The organism is Streptosporangium sp. NPDC049644, assembly GCF_040675205.1.
Taxonomy (GTDB): Bacteria; Actinomycetota; Actinomycetes; order Streptosporangiales; family Streptosporangiaceae; genus Streptosporangium; species Streptosporangium fukuiense.
The window spans coordinates 22,011-40,623 of the sequence record NZ_JBFAOJ010000087.1 but is presented as its reverse complement, the minus strand read 5'-3'; the positions used below and the strand labels follow the sequence as shown (position 1 = coordinate 40,623).

Genomic DNA, 18,613 nt, shown 5'->3' with positions numbered 1-18,613 from the left:
GGGAATGCCCGGTCTGTGAAGCGTCAACCCCCGCGCGCCGCCTGACCGCGACGCGACGGGAGAGTCTCCGGCCCTCAGGCCGGGGAGGAGTTCAACCATTTCGCCGCAGTGTGACGGGGACCAGTCTCATCGGAGCGCTCCACAGCCACTCCTCGGTGATGTAGGTGGAGGTCAGCAGCGTCATCAGGCCCAGGGTGCGCTCGGTCGCGGTGGAGGGGTGGGCGCCGCAGTCGCCGAAACGGCACATCCACAGTTCGACCATGCTGCTGTCGGAGAGCTGCTCGTGCACCGAGGGCCGTCCGGCGGGGAGGCCGTCCCGCCAGATGTCGACGGACGCGCTGGCGAACGGGAAGGCCCCGGCCAGCACCCCGCCACCCGAGGTGACGGCACGGCCGACCCCGTCGCGCACCGGCAGGATGCCGTCGGACTGGAAGAGCACCACCCCGCCTCCCGGCGGGCTGGCCACCCGCAGGACCTCCATGGGGGAGGCGTGCTCGGCGCTCCACAGCTCGCCGGTCGAAAGCGGCGGGCACGACTCCGGTACGGCGCCCAGGCGGCGGATGACCTCGTCCTCGGTCACCTCGCCGACGAAGGCGACGCACAGCCCCTCGTTGTAGTCCTCGTACGAGAACATCATCGCGTCGACGGTGTCCTGGAGCTCGCGGAGCCTGGGGCTGACGGTGGGGGCTCCGGGCAGTTGGTCGAACAGGTCGGCCAGCTCGGTGAAGAGCGCCTGGGAACCGGGGGAGCGGCCCGCGATGCACGGCCGCCAGGGGTCCGCGCCCGCGGCGAGCAGGACCCGCACGGCGTCGTCCCAGCCGTGGCGCACGGCCTCCCAGAGCGGGGTGGCACCGTCGGCGTCGACGGGGTCGACCTCCGCGCCCGAGGCCAGCAGCAGCTCCATCACCTGGACGGCCCCCTCCTGGGCGGCCCGGTGCAGGGGCGTCGTGCGCAGCCACGGTAGCCACTGCCCGGGATCGAACCCGCTCGCCAGCCGCCGGCGGATCCGTGCCAGGTTGGTGTCGCGCCACGCGTCGACATCCTCGGCCCACTCGTTGTCGCTCACTTCATCCCATTTCGTCGTACTGAGCGGATCCAACCAGGTCCGGACGACAGTTTTCGATCAGCGCCTCGCGGGAGAGCCGGTCGGCGGCGCGGGTCGTCTCGGGAAGGCGGTAGCGGGGTGTCAGGTTCAGCACGTTGTGGCAGGCCGTGGCGAGGTCGACACGGTGTCCCACGGAGACGAAGACGGGCTTGACGCCGTGCCGGGTGCGCAGCACGCGGCCGACGACGTCGCCGTCCAGCGTCAGGTCGGTCCACGAGCCCCGCTCGGGCGCGGGCGTGGGATAGGTGCCGACGAAGGCGGTCTTGCCGACTCCGATCGTGGGCAGTCCCGTGAGCACGCCGAGATGGCAGGCCAGGCCGAAGCGGCGCGGGTGCGCCAGGCCGTATCCGTCGCAGACGATCAGGTCGGGGGTTGCGGAGAGCCGCTCAAGGGCGTCCAGCAGGGCGGGAACCTCCCGGAAGGCGAGCAGCCCGGGGACGTAGTCGAAGGCCACCCTCCCGCTGACGGCGACCTTTTCCACGATCTCCAGCGTCGTCCCGTCCAGCACGGTCACCGCCGCCGCCAGCCGGTCCCTGTCGTAGGCGACGTCCACCCCGGCGACCCTGGCCGGACTGCGGGGGCCGGGACCGGTCAGGTCGAGCAGCGTTCTGAGCTCGTCCTGGATGGCTTCGGCCTCCATGACAGTGCGCGGCATTTGTACCTTCATAACTCCATGATCGCTACTTTTACATTATGACGTTATATTTTGGGGCTGTTCGTCTTCTTTGGTGACCGGTGAAGCCGCCGCGCGGGTCTGCCCGTGGTGGGACGGGAGGGGCGGCGAAGCCGGGCCCTCCGGCCTCTGTTCATCGCGACGCCGGGCGCGGCGGAGCCGAGGTCGGTTCTCGCGACGCCGGGCGGGTGCTGCCCGAGGCATGCCGGGAACAGCCGCGAAGCCGAGATCGTTCTGCAGGCACTGGCGACTTCAGGAGCGTGGGCCGCATGGCGGGCAGCAGATCGATCGGGCGTCTCCTCGTGGGCGGGCTGGCACTGGCCGCCGCCGGGTGGGCGTTGAAGGACATCCCCGCGGAACTCGGGGGCAGGGCCAGGGGGGAGCGGCTGGAGCGGATGCGCCGCTCGCCGCAGTTCCACGACGGCCTCTTTCGCAACTCCACGCCCGGCGTCTTCGTACCCTCGCCGCAGAGCGCGCGGGAGATCGCCTGGAACATGCTGCACAACCGCGAGGAGCGCCGCCCGGCCACGCCGGTCCCGGTGGTGACCGCGCCGGCGGGCGGGCCGTCCCCGACCGGGCTGAGTGTCATCTGGTACGGTCACGCCACCGCGCTGCTGGAGATCGAGGGTCGCCGCGTGCTCGTCGACCCGGTGTGGAGCAGGCGCGCCTCGCCCTCCCAGCTGGTCGGCCCGCGGCGCCTGCACCCGATGCCGGGGCCGCTGGCAGGTCTTCCGCCGCTCGACGCGATCGTGATCTCGCACGATCACTACGACCACCTCGACCGCGCGACGGTACGCGGCCTGCTCGCGCTGCAGACCGCGCCGTTCCTGGTGCCGCTGGGAATCGGCGCCCATCTGGAGCGCTGGGGCGTGCCCGCCTCGCGGATCGTCGAACTCGACTGGGACGAGGAGGCGAGCGTCGCGGGCCTGCGGTTCGTCGCGACCGCCGCCCGTCACTTCTCCGGTCGCACCCTCAACCGCAACGTCACCCTGTGGGGCTCCTGGGTCATCGCCGGCCGGGAGAGGAAGGTCTTCTACGCCGGCGACTCCGGATACTTCGACGGCTACGCCGGGATCGGCGCCGCGCACGGCCCGTTCGACCTCACGCTCATGCCGATCGGCGCCTACAACGTCGCCTGGCCCGACATCCACATGAACCCGGAGGAGGCGGTAAACGCCCACCTCGACCTGGGCGGCAGGCTGCTCCTCCCGGTCCACTGGGCGACCTTCACCCTGGCCACGCACCCCTGGGCCGAACCGGTCGACCGCCTCTGGCGCGAGGCCAAGGCCCGGGACGTCCGCCTCGCCGTCCCCCGCCCGGGCGAGCGCGTCGACACCGCCGACGCCCCGCTTCTGGAGAGCTGGTGGGAACTGCTGCGCGGCGGCGAGACGGGCCGCCGGCCGCGGCAGCCGCCGCTCCCGCCCTCCCCGAGACTCTGAGCGACGCGCGCGTGACGACCCCGGCGGGATTGCAGGCCCTCGCGGCTCTCATCGACAGACGGGCGCGAACGACGCCGGTAAGGGTTTTCCCGGACCCTCGTCCACCGCGCGTGGAGTGCCCTCCGAGCGGAACCGGCGCTCGGTGCGCGCCGTCAGTACAGGTTCTCGCGGGCGTCGATGCTCAGGTCGTCGTCGATGAGCTTGGCCGACCATTCCAGGTCCAGCTGCTCCTTGAAGATCCGGCCGAGCGTGGGCCGCGCCCCGCGGTCCGGCCACCGCTCCGGCTGCCAGAGCGCCGACCGCCGGAAGGCCTTGGCGCAGTGGAAGAAGCACTCCCGCACCTCGACGCTGACCGCCAGCGTGGGAACCTTCCCCCTCACGCGCAGGCGTTCCAGGTACGGGGCCTGGCTGACCACCCGAGCCCGCCCGTTGACGCGCAGGGTCTCCTCGGTGCCCGGCACCACGAACAGCAGGCCGACCTGCGGGTTGGCGACGATGTTGCGCAGGCTGTCGAGCCGGCGGTTGCCGGGCCGCTCGGGGATCACCAGCGTGTGGTCGTCGAGGACCAGCACGCCGCCGGGTTCCTCGCCGCGTGGGGAGACGTCGCAGGTGCCGTCGGATCCCGAGGTGGCCAGCAGCAGGAAGGGCGAGGTGGCGATGAAGTCCCGGGCGTGCCCGTCGAGACGGCCGATGTCCTTGCGCAGGACGACCTCGCCGACCTCGCCGACGATCCGGCGGAGTTCTTCTTCCGAGTTGACCGTGACGATCGAGCCGGTTTCACCGGTATCGAGGGAAGGCATGAAGTAAGGCTAGCCTTCCTTGAATCCCGCCTCAACGGCACCCTTCCCGCCCGGTGGGCGCATGGGGGCCGGTGAGCGGCGGGAGGAGCGGAACGGGGCTTCGCGCCCGCCGTCCGACGGGCACAGGTGTCCCGTGAGCGGCGGAACGGGGCTACACCCCGGAACTCTCGCTTAACGCGAGATAGTCGCCCATTCGTTATATCTTTGATCTTGCAGGTCAAGATTGCTTCGCAGGAGATTGACCGGAGTTGTCAGGTTTTATGCGACCCTCTGGGAGTTCTTCTCCGATGAACAGATGGAAGACGATCATCGTCGCGCTGGCGGTCATCCTGCCGGCCGGTGTGCCGCCGGCCGCCGCGTCACCCGTGCCGGCCGCCCGATCCGCGGCCCCCCTGATAGAGAACGGCGAGACCCAGCCGGTCTACTCGCGCGCCGACGCGCTGACCGAGACCGTGTTCGTCGAGGTCGCCGGGGTCGACAGCGACGCCGACGGGCTCCCCGACCGGGTCGCCGTCGACATCATGCGCCCCAAGGAGACCGACTCCGGGACGAAGGTCCCGGTCATCATGGAGGCCAGCCCCTACTACGCGGGCGGCAACGACGTGCCCAACCACGTCGTCGACCTCGACGGCTCCGACCCCGCGGGCATGGAGTACCGGCGCAACAAGTTCAACGACCTGCACGACGAGATGTTCGGCGACGGCTCCGACGTGGCCCGCGCGGTCGCTCCGCCCTTCCGCGGCTACTACGACAACTACTTCGTGCCGCGCGGCTACGCGATCGCGCTGGTGGAGAACCTCGGCTCGGGCCGGGCGACCGGCTGTCCCACCACCGGCCTGGACAACGAGACCGCGGGCCCCAAGGCCGCGATCGACTGGCTCAACGGCCGCGCCCGCGGATTCGACGCGGCCGGCAACGAGGTCAAGGCCGGCTGGTCCACCGGGAACGTCGGCATGATCGGAGTCTCCTACAACGGCACACTGCCCAACGCCGTCGCCGCGACCGGGGTCAAGGGCCTCAAGGCGATCGTGCCGATCGCGGCCATTTCCTCCTGGTACGACTACTACCGGGCCAACGGCGGCGTGCTGGCCCCCGGCGGCTACCAGGGTGAGGACGCCGACGTGCTCGCCCGCTACGTGCTGACCCGTCAGAACGCCCAGCAGGCCTGCGGCGCGCTGATGGACCGGATAGAGAAGGACCAGGACCGGGTCACCGGCGACTACTCCGGCTTCTGGGACCGGCGCAACTACCTCAACGACGTGCGCAAGGTCCGCGCGGCGGTCTTCCTGGTGCACGGCCTCAACGACTGGAACGTCAAGACCAAGCAGGCCGTCCAGTGGTGGGACGCCCTCGCGAAGCGGAACGTGCCCCGCAAGATCTGGCTCCACCAGGGCGCGCACTTCAACCCGTTCTCCTTCGCCGGGCGCAACGCCGAGTGGCTGCGCCAGCTCCACCGCTGGTTCGACTTCCACCTGTACGGCCTGCGCAACGGCATCATGGACGAGCCGCAGGCGGACGTGGAGTCGGGTCCGGGGCAGTGGGCGCAGCACGCCTCGTGGCCGCTGCCGGGCACCCGCGACGTACGGCTCCAGCTGGCCGCCGGGCAGGACGGCCGCAACGGCACCCTGGGCGCCGACCGCCCCCGAGGCCGCGCCGTCGTCGAGTCCTTCGTCGACCAGAGCGCCCGAGGTGCCGACCAGCTCGTCGAGAACACCGAGAGCACCGATCCCAACCGCCTGGCCTACCTGTCGAGCCCGCTGGCCCGCGACGCGCGTCTGTCCGGCACCCCGGAGGTCTCGGTGCGGGCCGCGTTCAAGGGCGGGCGCTCGCCGTACCTGACGGCGCTGCTCGTCGACTACGGCACCGACGCCCGCGCCTACGGTGACGTCGCCTACGGTGCCACCCAGGTCTGCTACGGACAGGGCGTGCCCGGCGACACCGGATGCGCCCGGCTGGCCGAGCACGTCACGGTGACCGCCCCCTACAAGATCATCACAAGGGGCTGGCTGGACGTCCGCAACCGCGACTCCGCGGCCAGGACCGAACTGCTGCGCGAGGACCGCTTCTACGACTTCCGCTTCGACCTCCAGCCCGGCGACTACGTCGTCAAGGCCGGTCACCGGATCGGCGTCGTGCTCATCTCCACGGACCGCGACTTCACACTGCGCCTGCCCCCGGGCACCGCCGTCTCGGTCGACCCCCGCGCCAGCTCGGTCACCCTCCCTCTCGTCGGCGGCCGCTCCGCCCTCTAGGATCACGACCCTCGATCCGGGGGAGCGGGCGCGTTCCCGGCGTGCCCGCTTCCCCGATCGGGGAAGCCGTCGAGTACCCCGAGTGGGGGACGGGGCCGGGGTCCTTCTGGGGGATGACCCTGGCCTGTCCCTGACATCGGCCCGCGGGTCTGCCGCCGGGCCCGGCCAGGGCCTAGCGTTGAGGACATGGGACGAATTCTTCTGATCGTGGCGGCCGTGGTGATCGCCTTCATCTTGCTGGGCTCGGTTCTGGGCTTCCTGTTCACGCTCCTCAAGTGGGCTCTGATCATCGGTCTGGTGGGCGTGGTGGTCATGTTCGCGAGCAGGCTCTTCCGCTCCTCGAACGTACGCGACTGACCCGATGCCCGGTGAGCCCGGCCGCCGTCGGCGGAGTACGGGTGGCCCGATGCCGAGGTTCCGCCGCCGGCACCCCCGTGTCGGCGGCGGACGGGCAGAGGTTCCCGGTCAGTCCCGGGACACCTGCTTCAGCTGGAGCTCGTTGAGCAGGGTCCGGGTCGCGGCGGTCACCGCGTCCACGGCCCTCTCGAAGGCCTCGGCGTTGCGCGCCGAGGGGGAGCGGAAACCCGACACCTTGCGGACGTACTGGAGCGCGGCGGCTCTTACGTCGTCGTCGGTCACGTCGCTGGCGTAGGGCTCACGAAGAGTCTTGATGCTGCGGCACATGACAGGACGGTACTCCGTCCCGTGGCTCTCCCGGCCCCGGCCGAGTAGATCATCGCCGCCGGGCGGCTCCGCGACCCGTGCCGGTCGAACCGGGACGCCCGCGAGCCAGGTTCCGCCGGCAGGGATACGCGTGGGTGGGGTGGTCAGGGGGATTTGACGGACCGGCCCGCCAGGGGGCGCACCCCCGGGGGTCGAGCGGGCCGGTCCGGGATCATGGGATGGCGCGGCGCAGGGCCAGTGCGTCCTGACGAACCTTCGCGGGGGTCTGGCCGTCGATGAGCAGGCGGCGCATCAGGGCCGCGACCTCGCCCATGGTGTCCGGGCCGAAGCCGCGGCGGGTCACCTCCTGGGTGCCGATCCGCAGGCCCCGCCTGGGCTCCCCGGCCGGCCGGCCGGGCAGGCCGACGCCGCTGAGGTAGACGCCCCCCTCGGCCAGCAGCCGGGCGGCCTCGTCCCCGCCGCCGAACGCGCCCGCGTCCACCGCCACATGATGCGAGACGGTCCAGCCCCGATGGGCGGCGACCACGGTGAAGCCCTCGCGGTCCAGCGCAGCGGCCAGCGCCCCGGCGTTGGCGATGCAGCGGTCGGCGTACCCGGAACCTCCCGCGGCGTGCTCCGCGGCGACGACGGCCAGCGGGGCCAGGCGGGAGGCGTCGTAGTTGGCGGTCAGGCCGGGATAGGCCGCCGCCGCCACCTGTCGGGCGAGATCCGCGTCGCGGGTCACGACGGCCCCGCCGGGTGGCCCGCCGAAGGACTTGTAGGTGGACATGGTCATCAAGTGCGCGCCCTCGTCCAGTGGCCGCTGGAACCGGCCGCCCGCGATCAGTCCCGCCACGTGCGAGGCGTCATAGAGCAGCAGGGCGCCCACCTCGTCGCAGGCCGCCCGCACCCGCGCCACGTCGTGGGGGAACAGCATCAGGCTCGCTCCGAGCACCACCAGCGCGGGCCGCCGCTCGCGCAGGAACGCCGGGAGGGCCGCGTGGTCGACATCGAGCCGTCCGGCGTCGTAGGGCAGGTCGGCGACCCGCAGGCCGCGGATCCCGGCGGCGCCCTGGGCGTGGTGGCTGGTGTGGCCGCCGGCGGCCTGGGGCAGCACCGCGATCGTGTCGCCGGGGCCGGCGAACGCGCTGTAGCAGGCGAGGTTGGCCAGTGTGGCGCTCTGCAGCCGCACCTCGGCGAACTCACCGCCCATCAGCGCCGCGATCTGGAGTGGGACCAGCACCTCCAGCACGTCCAGCTCCTCCAGGCCGGTCTGGCGTTTGTCGCCCGGCCAGCCCATCGAAGGCCGGCAGCCCAGGGAGATCTCATGGGCGGCCCTGGCACGCTCGCTCATCGTGTTGGTGCCGGCGTACAGGACCACGCCGTCCTCGTCGAGGCGGCCGCGGTGCTCGGCCAGCACCGCGTCGACCAGCCTGGTCACCGCGTCCAGGCTCAGCCCCGACACCTCGGCCTCGAGCTCGGCCAGGCGCGGCTGCGCCTGGGGCGGTGCCCACGGGGCGACGCGGCTGCGCTCCTGCACGAAGCTCCTTTCACGGGGCTGTCAGGCGGCTCTCACGAGGTGGACCCCTCCGGAACGAATACTGTGACGCTACGGCCAGTGCCGGGGGGAGTCATCGTTCCGCCAGCGGAGATCCTTCCTACATCTGTAGGATTGGAACGTGATCGCGGATGATGTTCAGGACCTGTTGGAGGCGCTGGCCGCGAGCGTGGGCAGGGGCATGTCCGTCGACGACCTGGAGGGTCGGGTCGTCGCGCACAGCGCCCATCACGGGGAGGTCGACCAGGTCAGGGCCCACGCCATTCTGTCACGGTCGGTTCCTGCGGCGGTGGGGGCCTGGCAGGAGAAGCACGGTGTGGCCTCGACCCGGGAGCCGGTCAGGGTTCCGGAGAATCCCTCGCTGGGCATGGCGGCCCGGCTCTGCGTTCCCCTGCTCCACCAGGGCCGCCGGGTCGGCTACCTGTGGATCATCGAGGGCCCGGGGCCGTTGAACCCGCAGGAGCAGGGCAGGGCCGTGCGCGACGCCGCCGCGATCGCGGCCCTGCTCGACGACGGCGGCAGCTCCCACACCCTGAGCCTCCTGCTCACCGGTGAGATCGGTGTGCGGCGTGCGGCCGGAGTGCTCGGGGAGGGGCCGCTGCGCGTCCTGGCGCTGCGGGGCGACCCGGCCTTCCTGCGTGAGGCGGTCGGCGCGGAGCTGGCCAGGACGCGCCGGCCACCGGCCTTCACGATCCTGGACCGGCACGCCGTGCTGCTGCTCAACCGTGGTGAGGACGTGACGGCGCTGGGGGAGCGGCTGGCCGCGCGGACCCGCACGGGCGCCGGGGTCAGCGCACCGCACCCGGGGCTCGAGTCGGCCGTACGGGCGCATGAGGAGGCGCTCACCGCGGCCAGGGCGGCGGCGGCGGAACCGGCGCTGCGGCCGGTCGCCCACTGGCCGGATCTGGGCGTCTACCGGCTGCTCGCCGAGCCGGTCGCCGGTACTCCCGGTACTCCCGGCACGTTCGGCGGTCCGCTTGACGCGCTGCGGGAGCATCCGGCGCTCCTGGTCACCCTGGAGACCTACCTGGACAGCGGGGGAGACGCCCAGGAGACCGCCCGGCTGCTCCACCTGCACCGCACCAGCCTCTATTACCGCCTCACCAGAATCGAGCAGCTGGCCGACCGCAACCTCAAGAACGGAACCCACAGGTTAGAACTTCATCTCGCGCTGAAGCTCGGTCGCTGGAATGCGGTGTAACGGCCGGGCAATCCGGGCACAGCTCTGCGATGTCGCAGTTGATCAGCGAGATCATGACCGTCGTCATCGTGCTCATGCTCATCCCGCTGTCGTTGGTCATCGTGTCGGTCTTCGTCCTCGTCGCACTCGCGACGTTGGCTCTGGTGACACCACGGGAGCAGGATGGAAGAACGACTTCCCGGAGGTAGACGATGCGACAGCTCAGCGCGGTGGACACGCAGTTCCTGAATTTCGAGACCTCGACGAACGTCGCGAACGTCGGGGGGCTCGCCATCCTGTCGGGCAGGCTGTCGCGGAGCGACCTGGTGTCGCTGCTGGCCCGGCGGCTCCACCTGGCCGCGCCCTTCCGCATGCGACTCGTCTCCGTCCCGTTCGGCCTGGACCATCCGTACTGGACCGAGGATTCCAGGATCGACCTCGACTACCACGTGCGCGAGATCGCGCTGCCCGGCCCGGGCAGCGACGAGCAGCTGGGTGAGCAGGTGGCCAGGCTGCACGCCCGCTGCCTCGACCGGCGGCGGCCGCTCTGGGAGATGTATCTGATCCACGGTCTGGCCGGAGACCGTACGGCCCTCTACACGAAGGTCCACCACGCCGCGGTCGACGGCGTCACCGGCGCCGACGTGCTGGCCAGCCTGCTGGACACCTCCCCCGAGCCCGCCGAGGTCGAGATGGCGCCCGCGGCCGAGCCCGAGGAGCGGATCGACACGCGCGAGATGGTCGCCAGGGGAATCGTCAAGGCGGTGGTCAACCCGGCCAACACGGTACGGTTCCTGATCAACGCCGTCCCGCACCTGGACGAGATCCCCCTGATCTCCCAGGTACCCGGGGCCGGGCTGGTCTCGCGGCTCACCCGGCAACTGGCCAACCGCCTGTCGGGTACCGCGGAGGTGCCCGACATGCCGCGGATGACGGTCCCCCGTACCCCCTTCAGCGGCAGGATCAGCGCGCACCGCAGGTTCGCCTACGCGGCCCTGCCGCTGGAGGACGTCAAGCTGGTCAAGAACGCCCTCGGCGTCACGGTGAACGACGTGGTGATGGCCCTGTGCGCCGGGGCGTTGCGCCAGTGGCTGATCAAGCACGACGCGCTGCCCGAGCAGCCTCTCGTCGCGGGGGTGCCGTTCTCGCTCCGTGTCCCCGGTGACCGGCGCGCGGGCAACCAGGTCACCATCATGATCACGACGCTGGCGACGCAGGTGGCCGACCCGATGGAACGGCTGCTGGCGGTACGTGACGCGATGCGGCTGATCAAGGATCGCTCGTCGCTGGCCCCGGCCAGCTGGATTCAGGAGCTCAGCGACATCATGCCCTCCGCGCTGACCGGCCTGGCCTCCCGGGCGGCCTTCGACCTCTTCGCTGACAGCGCGGGTCCGATCAACGTGATGATCTCCAACGTGCCCGGCCCGCAACTCCCCCTCTACGTGAGCGGTGCCCGGCTGCTGTCGTACTACCCGGTCTCGGTGGTGACCGACGCCAGTGGCGGCCTCAACATCACGGTCTTCTCCTACGACGGCTCACTTGACGTCGGCGTGATCGCCTGCCGGGAGATGGTTCCCGACGTCTGGGCCGTCACGGACTATCTCAGGGACGCCCTGCTGGAGCTGAAGCTCCTCGCTGAGCAGCAGTGACAGGCCGGGCGCGCCCTTGACGAAGCGCAGGGTCTTCTCCAGGCAGACGATCGAGCCCTTTTCCTTCCTGCTGACGAAACGGATGTCGTCGGCCAGGGCGCGCATGATCAGCAGGCCCCGGCCGTGTTCGGAGGTGGGGGGCGGGGAGGCGGGGCCCGAGAAGTCGAAGCCGTCGCCCGCGTCCACCACCTTGATCACGCAACGGTCCCTGGAGAGCTCGGTGCTGACCATGTAGTCGTCGCTGGGTGTGGCATGCTGGATGACGTTGGAACACGCCTCCGAGAGCATGAGCTGGATGTCCTCGCGGATCTGGGACACCACGCCAAGGGCGCGGAGCGAGGCGTCGAGAAGTTGCCTGATCACGGGAACGCTGGCGGCGTCACGCGGCAGCCGCAACGCGATCGTGGCCTCCACGGTGTCCTCCTTTCGCAGCCGGTTCTCCTGAGAACTTGCCCGGCACGCTCCGTCCTAACCTGAGATGGGTGATCGTGACTTTGGATATCGGAAAGGTGCGGCAAAGTTCGGTGAATGGAAGAAACGCGGCACAGCGGCAGAGAACAGCCGGCCCCCTCGGGGGACCGGCTGTTCTCGTGACTCCTCGCCTCAGCCGGAGAACGCGTCGATCGCGGCCTGGCAGAAGGCCTTGAGGTCGTCGGGCTTGCGGCTGGTGATCAGCGTGTTCGGGCCCGAGGTGCAGATCACGACCTCGTGGTCCTCCCAGTTCGCGCCGGCGTTGCGCAGGTCGGTCGCGAGGCTCGGCCAGGACGTGACCATGCGCCCGCGCACCACGTCCGCCTCGATCAGCGTCCAGGGCGCGTGACAGATGGCCGCGACGGGCTTGCCCGCGTCGAAGAAGCCCTTCGCGAAGCCGACCGCCTCGGGCACGGTACGCAGCAGGTCGGGATTGGCGACGCCGCCCGGCAGCACCAGCCCGTCGAAGTCGGCGGCGGAGACCTCCTCGACCGTCGCGTCCACGGGGAACCGGTCGGCCTTGTCGAGGTGGTTGAACGCCTGGACCTGACCCCGCTCGGTGGAGACGAGTCTGGGGGTGGCCCCGGCCCGCTTGACGGCGTTCCACGGCTCGGTGAGCTCGACCTGCTCGATGCCCTCGGGGGCCACGAGGAAAGCGATCGTTTTGGCGTTCAGCATGTCATCCCCTTTGTGACGTGCGGTGATGTCTTCAGGGGGGCGTCATGCCCGGGGTTTTGGAATCTATGCGAGAGCCACTGATTCCAGGACGAACCTTGCGGCGGCGGAGGCCGGAACCGATGAGCCGGGTGATGAGCTCGCGCGAGGAGACGGCCTCCGCGCCCAGCGCGACGGCCCGCTCGTAGAAGGTCTCGGGAACGTCGTAGTGGTCGCGGTCGAAGGCGCGGGGCGGTACGCCCAGTGCCTCCGCGAAGGCGTGCAGCTCCTCGGTCGAGCTGTCGCTGACCAGGTGCGACCAGAACAGACCGTGCGGACCCGGCCAGTTGGGCGGGTCGATGAGCACGCTCACCGCCGGACGAGGTCGAGCGCGACCTCCAGGGCGGCGGCCCGCCGCTCCTCGTCGGAGATCGTCTCGTCCCCGAGGACGATCCACGCGGCGTGCAGCGCGAACAGGGCCATCGAGTTCCTCAGCCGGGTGGCGGTGGGGTCGTCCGGTTCGACGAGGAAGGTGAGCAGGTCCAGCATCCGGTGCCGGGTCTTCTCCATCGTCGGATGGTTCTTGAGCGAGGTCTGGTTGCGCTCGAAGAACCGCATGATCTCGTGGTGCCGGTCCCGGTGCAGGTCGTCGGAGTAACGGCGGAGCAGTTCGCGGCGCGTCTCCTCGGTGCGCGGCTGGGACGAGGCCCAGGCGATCAGCTTCTCGACCGCGCGTACCCGGTCCTCGGCCAGGCTGGCGACGATGTCGTCCTTGGTCTTGAAGTGGTAGTAGAGGGCCGCCTTGGTCACGCCGAGGGCCTCGGCTATCTCGCGGAGCGAGGTGGCCTCATAGCCCTGCTCGACGAAAAGAGTCAGGGCGACGTCCTGAATGCGTGTCCGGGTGTCGACGTGTTCCCTCATGGTTCCCTTTACCGAGAAATCAACTTGACGGCCGGCAAGTAAGCGGCCTACATTCCCAGCATATCCGACACTAGCCGGTCGGCAAGTAAGCAAGATCTCTTTAGGGGGAAAAGTGAACGAGGTCGCGGCCGCACCGGGGCGGCGCCGCGAGGTCATGGTAGTGCTACCGGGCCTGATGCTCGCGATGGTCTTGGCCATGCTCGACAACATGATCGTCGGCACCGCGATGCCCCGCATCGTCGGCGAACTCGGCGGGCTCACCCACCTGTCCTGGGTGGTGACCGCCTACGTGCTCGGCACCACCGTCTCGACCCCCATCTGGGGCAAGATCGGTGACCTGTACGGCAGGAAGAACATCTTCCTCGCCTCCATCGGCATCTTCATGATCGGCTCGGTGCTCTGCGGCATGGCGGGCTCGGAGATGCTCGGCGGCCCGTCCGACGGGATGATGCAGCTCATCGCGTTCCGGGCGTTCCAGGGCCTCGGCGCGGGCGGCCTGCTGGTCAACGCCATGGCGATCATCGGTGACCTCGTCCCGCCCCGCGAGCGCGGCCAGTACCAGGGCATCATGGCCGCCGTGATGTCGCTGGCCATGATCGCCGGTCCGCTCGTCGGCGGGTTCATCACCGACCACCTCGACTGGCGCTGGGCCTTCTACGTGAACCTGCCCATCGGGTTCATCGCGCTGGCCCTGCTGGCGATCAAGCTGAAGCTGCCCAGGCATCGCACCGAGCACCGCATCGACTGGCTCGGCGCGGCCCTGCTCTCGGTCGGCATCACCGCGCTGGTCCTCATCACCACCTGGGGCGGCAACGACTACGCGTGGAACTCGCCGCAGATCCTCGGCCTGGCGGCACTCGCCGTCGTCACGCTGGCGCTGTTCGTCCCGGTGGAGCAGCGCGCCGCCGAGCCCATCATGCCGCTCAACGTCTTCCGTGACCGCAACTTCAGCCTGATCTCGGGTGTGGGTTTCCTGCTCGGCTTCGCCATGTTCGGTGTCATCAACTTCCTGCCGCTGTTCCAGCAGACGGTCCAGGGGGCCACGGCCACCAACTCCGGCCTGCTGCTGCTCCCGATGATGGGCGCCTCTATGGTGGTCTCGCTCTTCGTCGGCCGCGCCATCACCCGGACGGGCAAATACAAGATCTACCCGGTCCTCGGTGGCGTGATCATGGCGATCGGCATGTGGCTGCTCTCCCTGATGGACGTGCACACACCCGCCTGGCAGACCGGCGTGTTCATCGCGGTGCTCGGCCTCGGCATGGGGTTCCTGATGCAGACCACCATGCTGATCGCCCAGAACAGCGTCGAGCAGAAGGACCTCGGCGTCGCCAGCAGCGCCTCGACCTTCTTCCGCTCCATCGGCGGCTCGTTCGGCGTCTCGCTGTTCGGTGCGATCTTCAACAACCGCCTCAGCTCCAACCTGGAGAGCAAGCTGGGCGCCGCGGGCGAGCAGCTCGCCTCCGGCGGTGCCCAGTTCAACCCGGCGGCCCTGCACGAGCTGCCCTCGGGAGTACGGATCGGCTTCCTGGAGTCGCTGGCCGACTCCATCTCCGGCGTCTTCTGGTGGGCGATCCTGTTCGCCGTCCTGGTTCCGCTGCTGGCGGCCTTCATCAAGGAGATCCCGTTGCGCGGCGGCCCCGAGAGCGCCCAGGAGGCCGAGGCCCAGGTGCCGGTGCTCGACTGATCAACCGATCCCAAGTTCCGACCCAGCGATTCCCAACCGGCCCCCGCCACGATGGGGGGCATGAAGACGACCATCCCCGCCGCCGGGTACCTCACCCGGCGGCCTTCCGCCGCCGACGCCCCCGAGATCCACGAGCTGATCTCGCTCTGCGACACCCAGGTGATCGGCAAGGCCGACATGACCCTCGACGACGTCGCCGACCAGCTGAACGACTCGTCCTTCGACAACGAGTCCGACGGCTGGCTCGTCCACGACGAGAGCGGGCGCCTGGTGGCCTGGGCCTGGGCCTGCCGCAAGGGCGTCAGTGACAACGTCGACGTCGACGTGGTCGTGCACCCCGGCGCGCCGGAGCTGACCGGCCCGCTCTGGGACACCGTGACCGAGCGGGCCGGGCAGATCGCCGCCGAACTGGGCCACGACCGGGCCGTGGTGGACATCGGTCTCTACCGCGAGGACAGCGGCAAGCGCGCCGTCGCCGCCGCCCGTGGTTTCAGCGCCGCCACCAGTTTCATCCGGCTCCGCGCCGACCACACCGGGCCGGTCGGCCGCCCCGGCCCGCCGGCCGGGGTGACCGTGCACGACGGGCTCACCGAGGAGGTGCGCCGCCAGGGCCACGCCGTGGAGCAGGCCGGCTTCGCCGACCACTTCGGGTTCGCCCCGAAGGACTACGACGAGTGGCACGACGAGCTGAACTCCTCGGTCAACACCGACTGGTCGCAACTGGCGGTCGCCCGCCTCGACGGTGAGCCCGTGGCGATGCTGCTGGGGACCAACGCCTTTCTCGGGGACGAGAACTGCGGCTATGTGCGCAGGCTGGCGGTGCTCCCCGCCTTCAGGGGCCGTGGCCTGGGCCGCTTCATGCTGCGCGGGGCTTTCGCCGACGACGCCCGTCGCGGACGGGTCGGCACCTACCTGCACGTCGACGCCAACAACAGCACACCCGCCCTCGACCTCTACCTCTCGGTGGGCATGCGCCAGGTGCTGGCCATCGACGTCTGGCGGCGCACGATCTGACCCGCGCCGTACGGCGCCGTCGAGCGGGAAATGGTCGCCCTCGCTGACGGCGCCCCGGCCAGTGGGGATCCAGGCCGGTTTGCGATCCGCCCTACCGGTAGGTAGGTTGACCGTCATGCTCAAGAACACCTCGGTTGGCGTGACCGACCTCGTGAAGTCCTACGAGGAGCGAACGGTTCTCAACGGTGTCTCGCTCCATGTCCGGCGCGGTGGCCGCACGGTCGTTCTAGGTCCGAACGGTGCGGGAAAATCCACGTTGCTGGAGATCATCTCGACGCTGCGTTCGCCGACATCGGGAACGGTCGTGGTGGAAGGGCACGATGTCGTGACAGATACCCGGGCCGTGCGGCGCCTGATCGGGTTGGCACCCCAGTCCAACGCGCTCGATCCGCTGGCGACTCCACTGGAGGTGCTCGGCTTTCAGGGGTCGGCTCTGGGCCTCGACACCCGGACCGCGCGTCGCCGCTCGCGCGACTTGGTGGAACTGTTCAGACTCGGAGACCACCAGAACACGCGCATCGCGAAGCTGTCGGGCGGGACACGCCGAAAGGTCGATCTCGCTGTCGCACTGGTGGGCTCGCCGTCACTTATCGTGCTCGACGAGCCCACAACCGGTCTCGACCCTCTCGCCCGGATGGACTTCTGGGATGAATTGAAACGACTGAGCTCCGATGCCGGGCCGCGTACGCTCCTGATCTCCACGCAGGACCTCCACGAGGCAGAGGTGCTGGCGACCGACATCGTCGTTCTCCGAGACGGCAAGGTCATCGCGCACGACTCGCCTGACGCACTCAAGAGCCTCGTCGGCGACCGCACCCTGACACTGACCTTGGACACCCTCGAATCGACTGACAAGCTGATCGAGGCCACCCTCGCCGGGTTCCGGCCGGAACCCGGCGAACCGACCACGGTCCGCCTCGCGCTTCCCCGCGACCCCGCCGTGCTCCGTGCGGCGCTCGATGACATCGGCACCGTCGCGGCGTCGGTCGAACAGATGCGGCTGGCCGGCCCATCCCTCGACGACGTTTTCGCCGTCCTCGCCACGGGCTGACCAACGACACGTACTCTCCCCGGAAGGACCCGGCATGACCGCAACCGCCATCCCTGTCATGAGTACCCACCGCGCCGGCACGATTCGAGTGACCGCGGCGGCCACCCGCCGCTCCTTGCGCGCCGTACTCCGTTCGCCCGCGCTGCTGATCAGCCCGCTCGCCCAATCACTGTTCTTCCTCCTGATCTACTCAGGGCAACTCAGCAACGTCGGGGCCGGCTATCTCGGCGACCAGACCTTCATCGCGTTCCTCCTACCGCTGATCCTGCTCACCGGCGTCGCAACCGGCGCCGGTATCGCCGGGACGCTGATCTTGGGCGACATCACGAGCGGATACCTCGACCGGCTCCGCGTCGCTCACGGAACGGTGACCCCGTTCCTCGCCGGCACGCTCATCGCCACTCTCGTCGCCGTCACGGTGCAGGCCCTCCTCACGACCGGCGGAGCGATGATCGCTGGATATCGCCCCACGGAGTGGACCGGGACTTTCGGGATGCTCGCGCTCATGCTGATCCTCGGTGCCGCGGTTTCCCTGTTGAGTGTCGCCGTCGCGGTCCGCACCGCCTCGTCGTCGACCACCAACCTCGTCACACTGGTCTTCTTCGGGTCGTCGTTCTTCACGGGCGTGTTCGCCCCCGTCGACGAGCTCTCCGGCTGGATGCGGGCGATCGCCACGGTGAACCCCCTCACGTACATCATCGACACCGCCCGGCAACTCGAGAGCGAAAGCGACCTCACCGTTGTTCCGCTCACCTCGGTCATCATGATTACGCTTGTCGTCATGGGGTTCATCGCCTGCGGCCTCGCGCTCAACCACGCACGGAGGAACCGATGACCACCGCGACCGACACCCGCGCGCAGATCATGGACGCCTTCGGCGACCAACTCTCCGTCACCGGCTATCCGGGGATCTCTCTCGTCGGCGTCGCGCGCACGGTCGGCATCCGGAAACCTTCGATCTATCACCACTTCCCGGGCGGCAAGGAAGAGCTCTACACCGCTGTGGCGATCCGGTTCATCGACACCTCACACACCCGGATCGCCAACGCGCTTGCCTGCGGGGCTACATTCGAAGAACAGCTGACGGCACTCGTACGCGTCACCGCCGAACACGCCGGAACGACAATCTCGTTCGAACAGCGCATCTACGACGCACTCGAACTCGTGAGCCCCACCACCAAAGATCAAGTCTCCGCGCTCTACGTCGAAGCCGTCCTCGCTCCCGTCGTCACGCTCTTCACCGAGGCAGTGCAGGAGGGCCGAATCAGCGGAGACCCGCAGTTCCTCACGAACGCCTTCCTCCACCTCGCACGCGCTTCGAGCCTCGGGGCCGGCAACGACGCGCCACAAATCGTCGAACTCTTTCTCAACGGCGCCCGCCCTCGGCGCGACGGCACAACACGCACGCGCTGACGGTCCGTCGCGGGCACACCCCCATCGCCCTCGCGTTTCCGGTCCTCAAGGGGCACAAGGTGATCTTCGCCAACCCCGCTGCG

The 18,613-nt window shown here is 69.8% G+C and carries 20 protein-coding genes; 11 read left to right on the top strand and 9 right to left on the bottom strand.

From position 1 onward, the window contains the following. Window positions 1-91: 91 nt before the first annotated feature. Both AB0J58_RS34385 and AB0J58_RS34380 read right to left on the bottom strand, forming a co-directional pair. Window positions 92-1,066: an ankyrin repeat domain-containing protein gene (locus AB0J58_RS34385; RefSeq protein ID WP_364223784.1), complete on the bottom strand. Its 975-nt coding sequence runs from the start codon at window positions 1,064-1,066 to the stop codon at window positions 92-94. Window position 1,067: 1 nt separating this feature from the next. Next, window positions 1,068-1,772, bottom strand: coding sequence for an endonuclease V (locus AB0J58_RS34380; RefSeq protein WP_364223782.1), 705 nt, complete (start codon window positions 1,770-1,772; stop codon window positions 1,068-1,070). A 275-nt stretch (window positions 1,773-2,047) separates the two neighbouring features. Here AB0J58_RS34380 and AB0J58_RS34375 point away from each other — a divergent pair, with 275 nt between their 5' ends. Further along, a complete protein-coding gene (locus AB0J58_RS34375; protein WP_364223780.1) occupies window positions 2,048-3,217 on the top strand; it encodes an MBL fold metallo-hydrolase in 1,170 nt (389 codons plus the stop codon). A gap of 152 nt (window positions 3,218-3,369) precedes the next feature. Here AB0J58_RS34375 and AB0J58_RS34370 read toward each other — a convergent pair whose 3' ends face one another. After that, window positions 3,370-4,017 carry a pyridoxamine 5'-phosphate oxidase family protein gene (locus AB0J58_RS34370; RefSeq protein WP_364223778.1) on the bottom strand — a complete coding sequence of 216 codons (648 nt, stop codon included), beginning with the start codon at window positions 4,015-4,017 and terminating at the stop codon, window positions 3,370-3,372. Between the two features lie 287 nt (window positions 4,018-4,304). Here AB0J58_RS34370 and AB0J58_RS34365 point away from each other — a divergent pair, with 287 nt between their 5' ends. Both AB0J58_RS34365 and AB0J58_RS34360 read left to right on the top strand, forming a co-directional pair. Next, the gene (locus AB0J58_RS34365; RefSeq protein ID WP_364223776.1) at window positions 4,305-6,269 is read left to right on the top strand and encodes a Xaa-Pro dipeptidyl-peptidase; all 1,965 of its coding nucleotides are present in this window, start codon (window positions 4,305-4,307) and stop codon (window positions 6,267-6,269) included. 186 nt (window positions 6,270-6,455) lie between these two features. Beyond that, window positions 6,456-6,626, top strand: coding sequence for a hypothetical protein (locus tag AB0J58_RS34360; protein WP_169750237.1), 171 nt, complete (start codon window positions 6,456-6,458; stop codon window positions 6,624-6,626). Between the two features lie 108 nt (window positions 6,627-6,734). Here AB0J58_RS34360 and AB0J58_RS34355 read toward each other — a convergent pair whose 3' ends face one another. Further along, window positions 6,735-6,953 (bottom strand): DUF2277 domain-containing protein, encoded by a 219-nt coding sequence (locus tag AB0J58_RS34355; protein WP_364223774.1) that lies wholly within the window; start codon window positions 6,951-6,953, stop codon window positions 6,735-6,737. Between the two features lie 211 nt (window positions 6,954-7,164). Next, a complete protein-coding gene (locus tag AB0J58_RS34350) occupies window positions 7,165-8,472 on the bottom strand; it encodes a glycine hydroxymethyltransferase (RefSeq protein ID WP_364223772.1) in 1,308 nt (435 codons plus the stop codon). Between the two features lie 139 nt (window positions 8,473-8,611). On the opposite strand from AB0J58_RS34350, the gene AB0J58_RS34345 reads away from it, so the two are divergent. From AB0J58_RS34345 to AB0J58_RS34335, 3 genes are read left to right on the top strand one after another with little or no spacing between them, the layout of a single operon-like run. After that, window positions 8,612-9,691 carry a helix-turn-helix domain-containing protein gene (locus tag AB0J58_RS34345; protein ID WP_364223770.1) on the top strand — a complete coding sequence of 360 codons (1,080 nt, stop codon included), beginning with the start codon at window positions 8,612-8,614 and terminating at the stop codon, window positions 9,689-9,691. Between the two features lie 29 nt (window positions 9,692-9,720). Beyond that, complete coding sequence (locus AB0J58_RS34340; protein ID WP_343967876.1) at window positions 9,721-9,879, top strand: hypothetical protein; 159 nt, start codon at window positions 9,721-9,723, stop codon at window positions 9,877-9,879. 3 nt (window positions 9,880-9,882) lie between these two features. Continuing rightward, complete coding sequence (locus AB0J58_RS34335; RefSeq protein ID WP_364223768.1) at window positions 9,883-11,319, top strand: wax ester/triacylglycerol synthase family O-acyltransferase; 1,437 nt, start codon at window positions 9,883-9,885, stop codon at window positions 11,317-11,319. Here the strand turns inward: AB0J58_RS34335 and AB0J58_RS34330 are convergent. From AB0J58_RS34330 to AB0J58_RS34315, 4 genes are all read right to left on the bottom strand, one after another. Then, complete coding sequence (locus AB0J58_RS34330) at window positions 11,206-11,733, bottom strand: ATP-binding protein (protein WP_343967881.1); 528 nt, start codon at window positions 11,731-11,733, stop codon at window positions 11,206-11,208. The genes AB0J58_RS34335 and AB0J58_RS34330 overlap by 114 nt on opposite strands. A gap of 189 nt (window positions 11,734-11,922) precedes the next feature. Further along, a complete protein-coding gene (locus AB0J58_RS34325; protein ID WP_364223766.1) occupies window positions 11,923-12,468 on the bottom strand; it encodes a type 1 glutamine amidotransferase domain-containing protein in 546 nt (181 codons plus the stop codon). Window positions 12,469-12,499: 31 nt separating this feature from the next. Continuing rightward, entirely contained in the window at window positions 12,500-12,817 is a 318-nt protein-coding gene (locus AB0J58_RS34320) for a DUF4031 domain-containing protein (protein WP_364223764.1), read from the bottom strand. Continuing rightward, window positions 12,814-13,365, bottom strand: a complete 552-nt coding sequence (locus AB0J58_RS34315) for a helix-turn-helix domain-containing protein (RefSeq protein ID WP_364223762.1) — start codon at window positions 13,363-13,365, stop codon at window positions 12,814-12,816. The genes AB0J58_RS34320 and AB0J58_RS34315 overlap by 4 nt, the downstream gene beginning before the upstream one ends. 112 nt (window positions 13,366-13,477) lie before the next feature. Between AB0J58_RS34315 and AB0J58_RS34310 the strand changes: the two genes are divergently transcribed. The 5 genes from AB0J58_RS34310 (at window position 13,478) to AB0J58_RS34290 (ending at window position 18,530) form a co-directional block, all read left to right on the top strand. Beyond that, on the top strand, window positions 13,478-15,052 hold the full coding sequence (locus tag AB0J58_RS34310) for an MDR family MFS transporter (protein ID WP_364223760.1): 1,575 nt from the start codon (window positions 13,478-13,480) through the stop codon (window positions 15,050-15,052). A gap of 60 nt (window positions 15,053-15,112) precedes the next feature. Next, entirely contained in the window at window positions 15,113-16,066 is a 954-nt protein-coding gene (locus AB0J58_RS34305; protein ID WP_364223758.1) for a GNAT family N-acetyltransferase, read from the top strand. 115 nt (window positions 16,067-16,181) lie between these two features. Further along, complete coding sequence (locus tag AB0J58_RS34300; protein WP_364223756.1) at window positions 16,182-17,117, top strand: ABC transporter ATP-binding protein; 936 nt, start codon at window positions 16,182-16,184, stop codon at window positions 17,115-17,117. Between the two features lie 34 nt (window positions 17,118-17,151). After that, the gene (locus tag AB0J58_RS34295; RefSeq protein ID WP_364223754.1) at window positions 17,152-17,952 is read left to right on the top strand and encodes an ABC transporter permease; all 801 of its coding nucleotides are present in this window, start codon (window positions 17,152-17,154) and stop codon (window positions 17,950-17,952) included. Next, window positions 17,949-18,530: a TetR/AcrR family transcriptional regulator gene (locus tag AB0J58_RS34290; RefSeq protein ID WP_364223752.1), complete on the top strand. Its 582-nt coding sequence runs from the start codon at window positions 17,949-17,951 to the stop codon at window positions 18,528-18,530. Before AB0J58_RS34295 ends, AB0J58_RS34290 begins: the two co-directional genes overlap by 4 nt. Window positions 18,531-18,613: the final 83 nt, after the last annotated feature.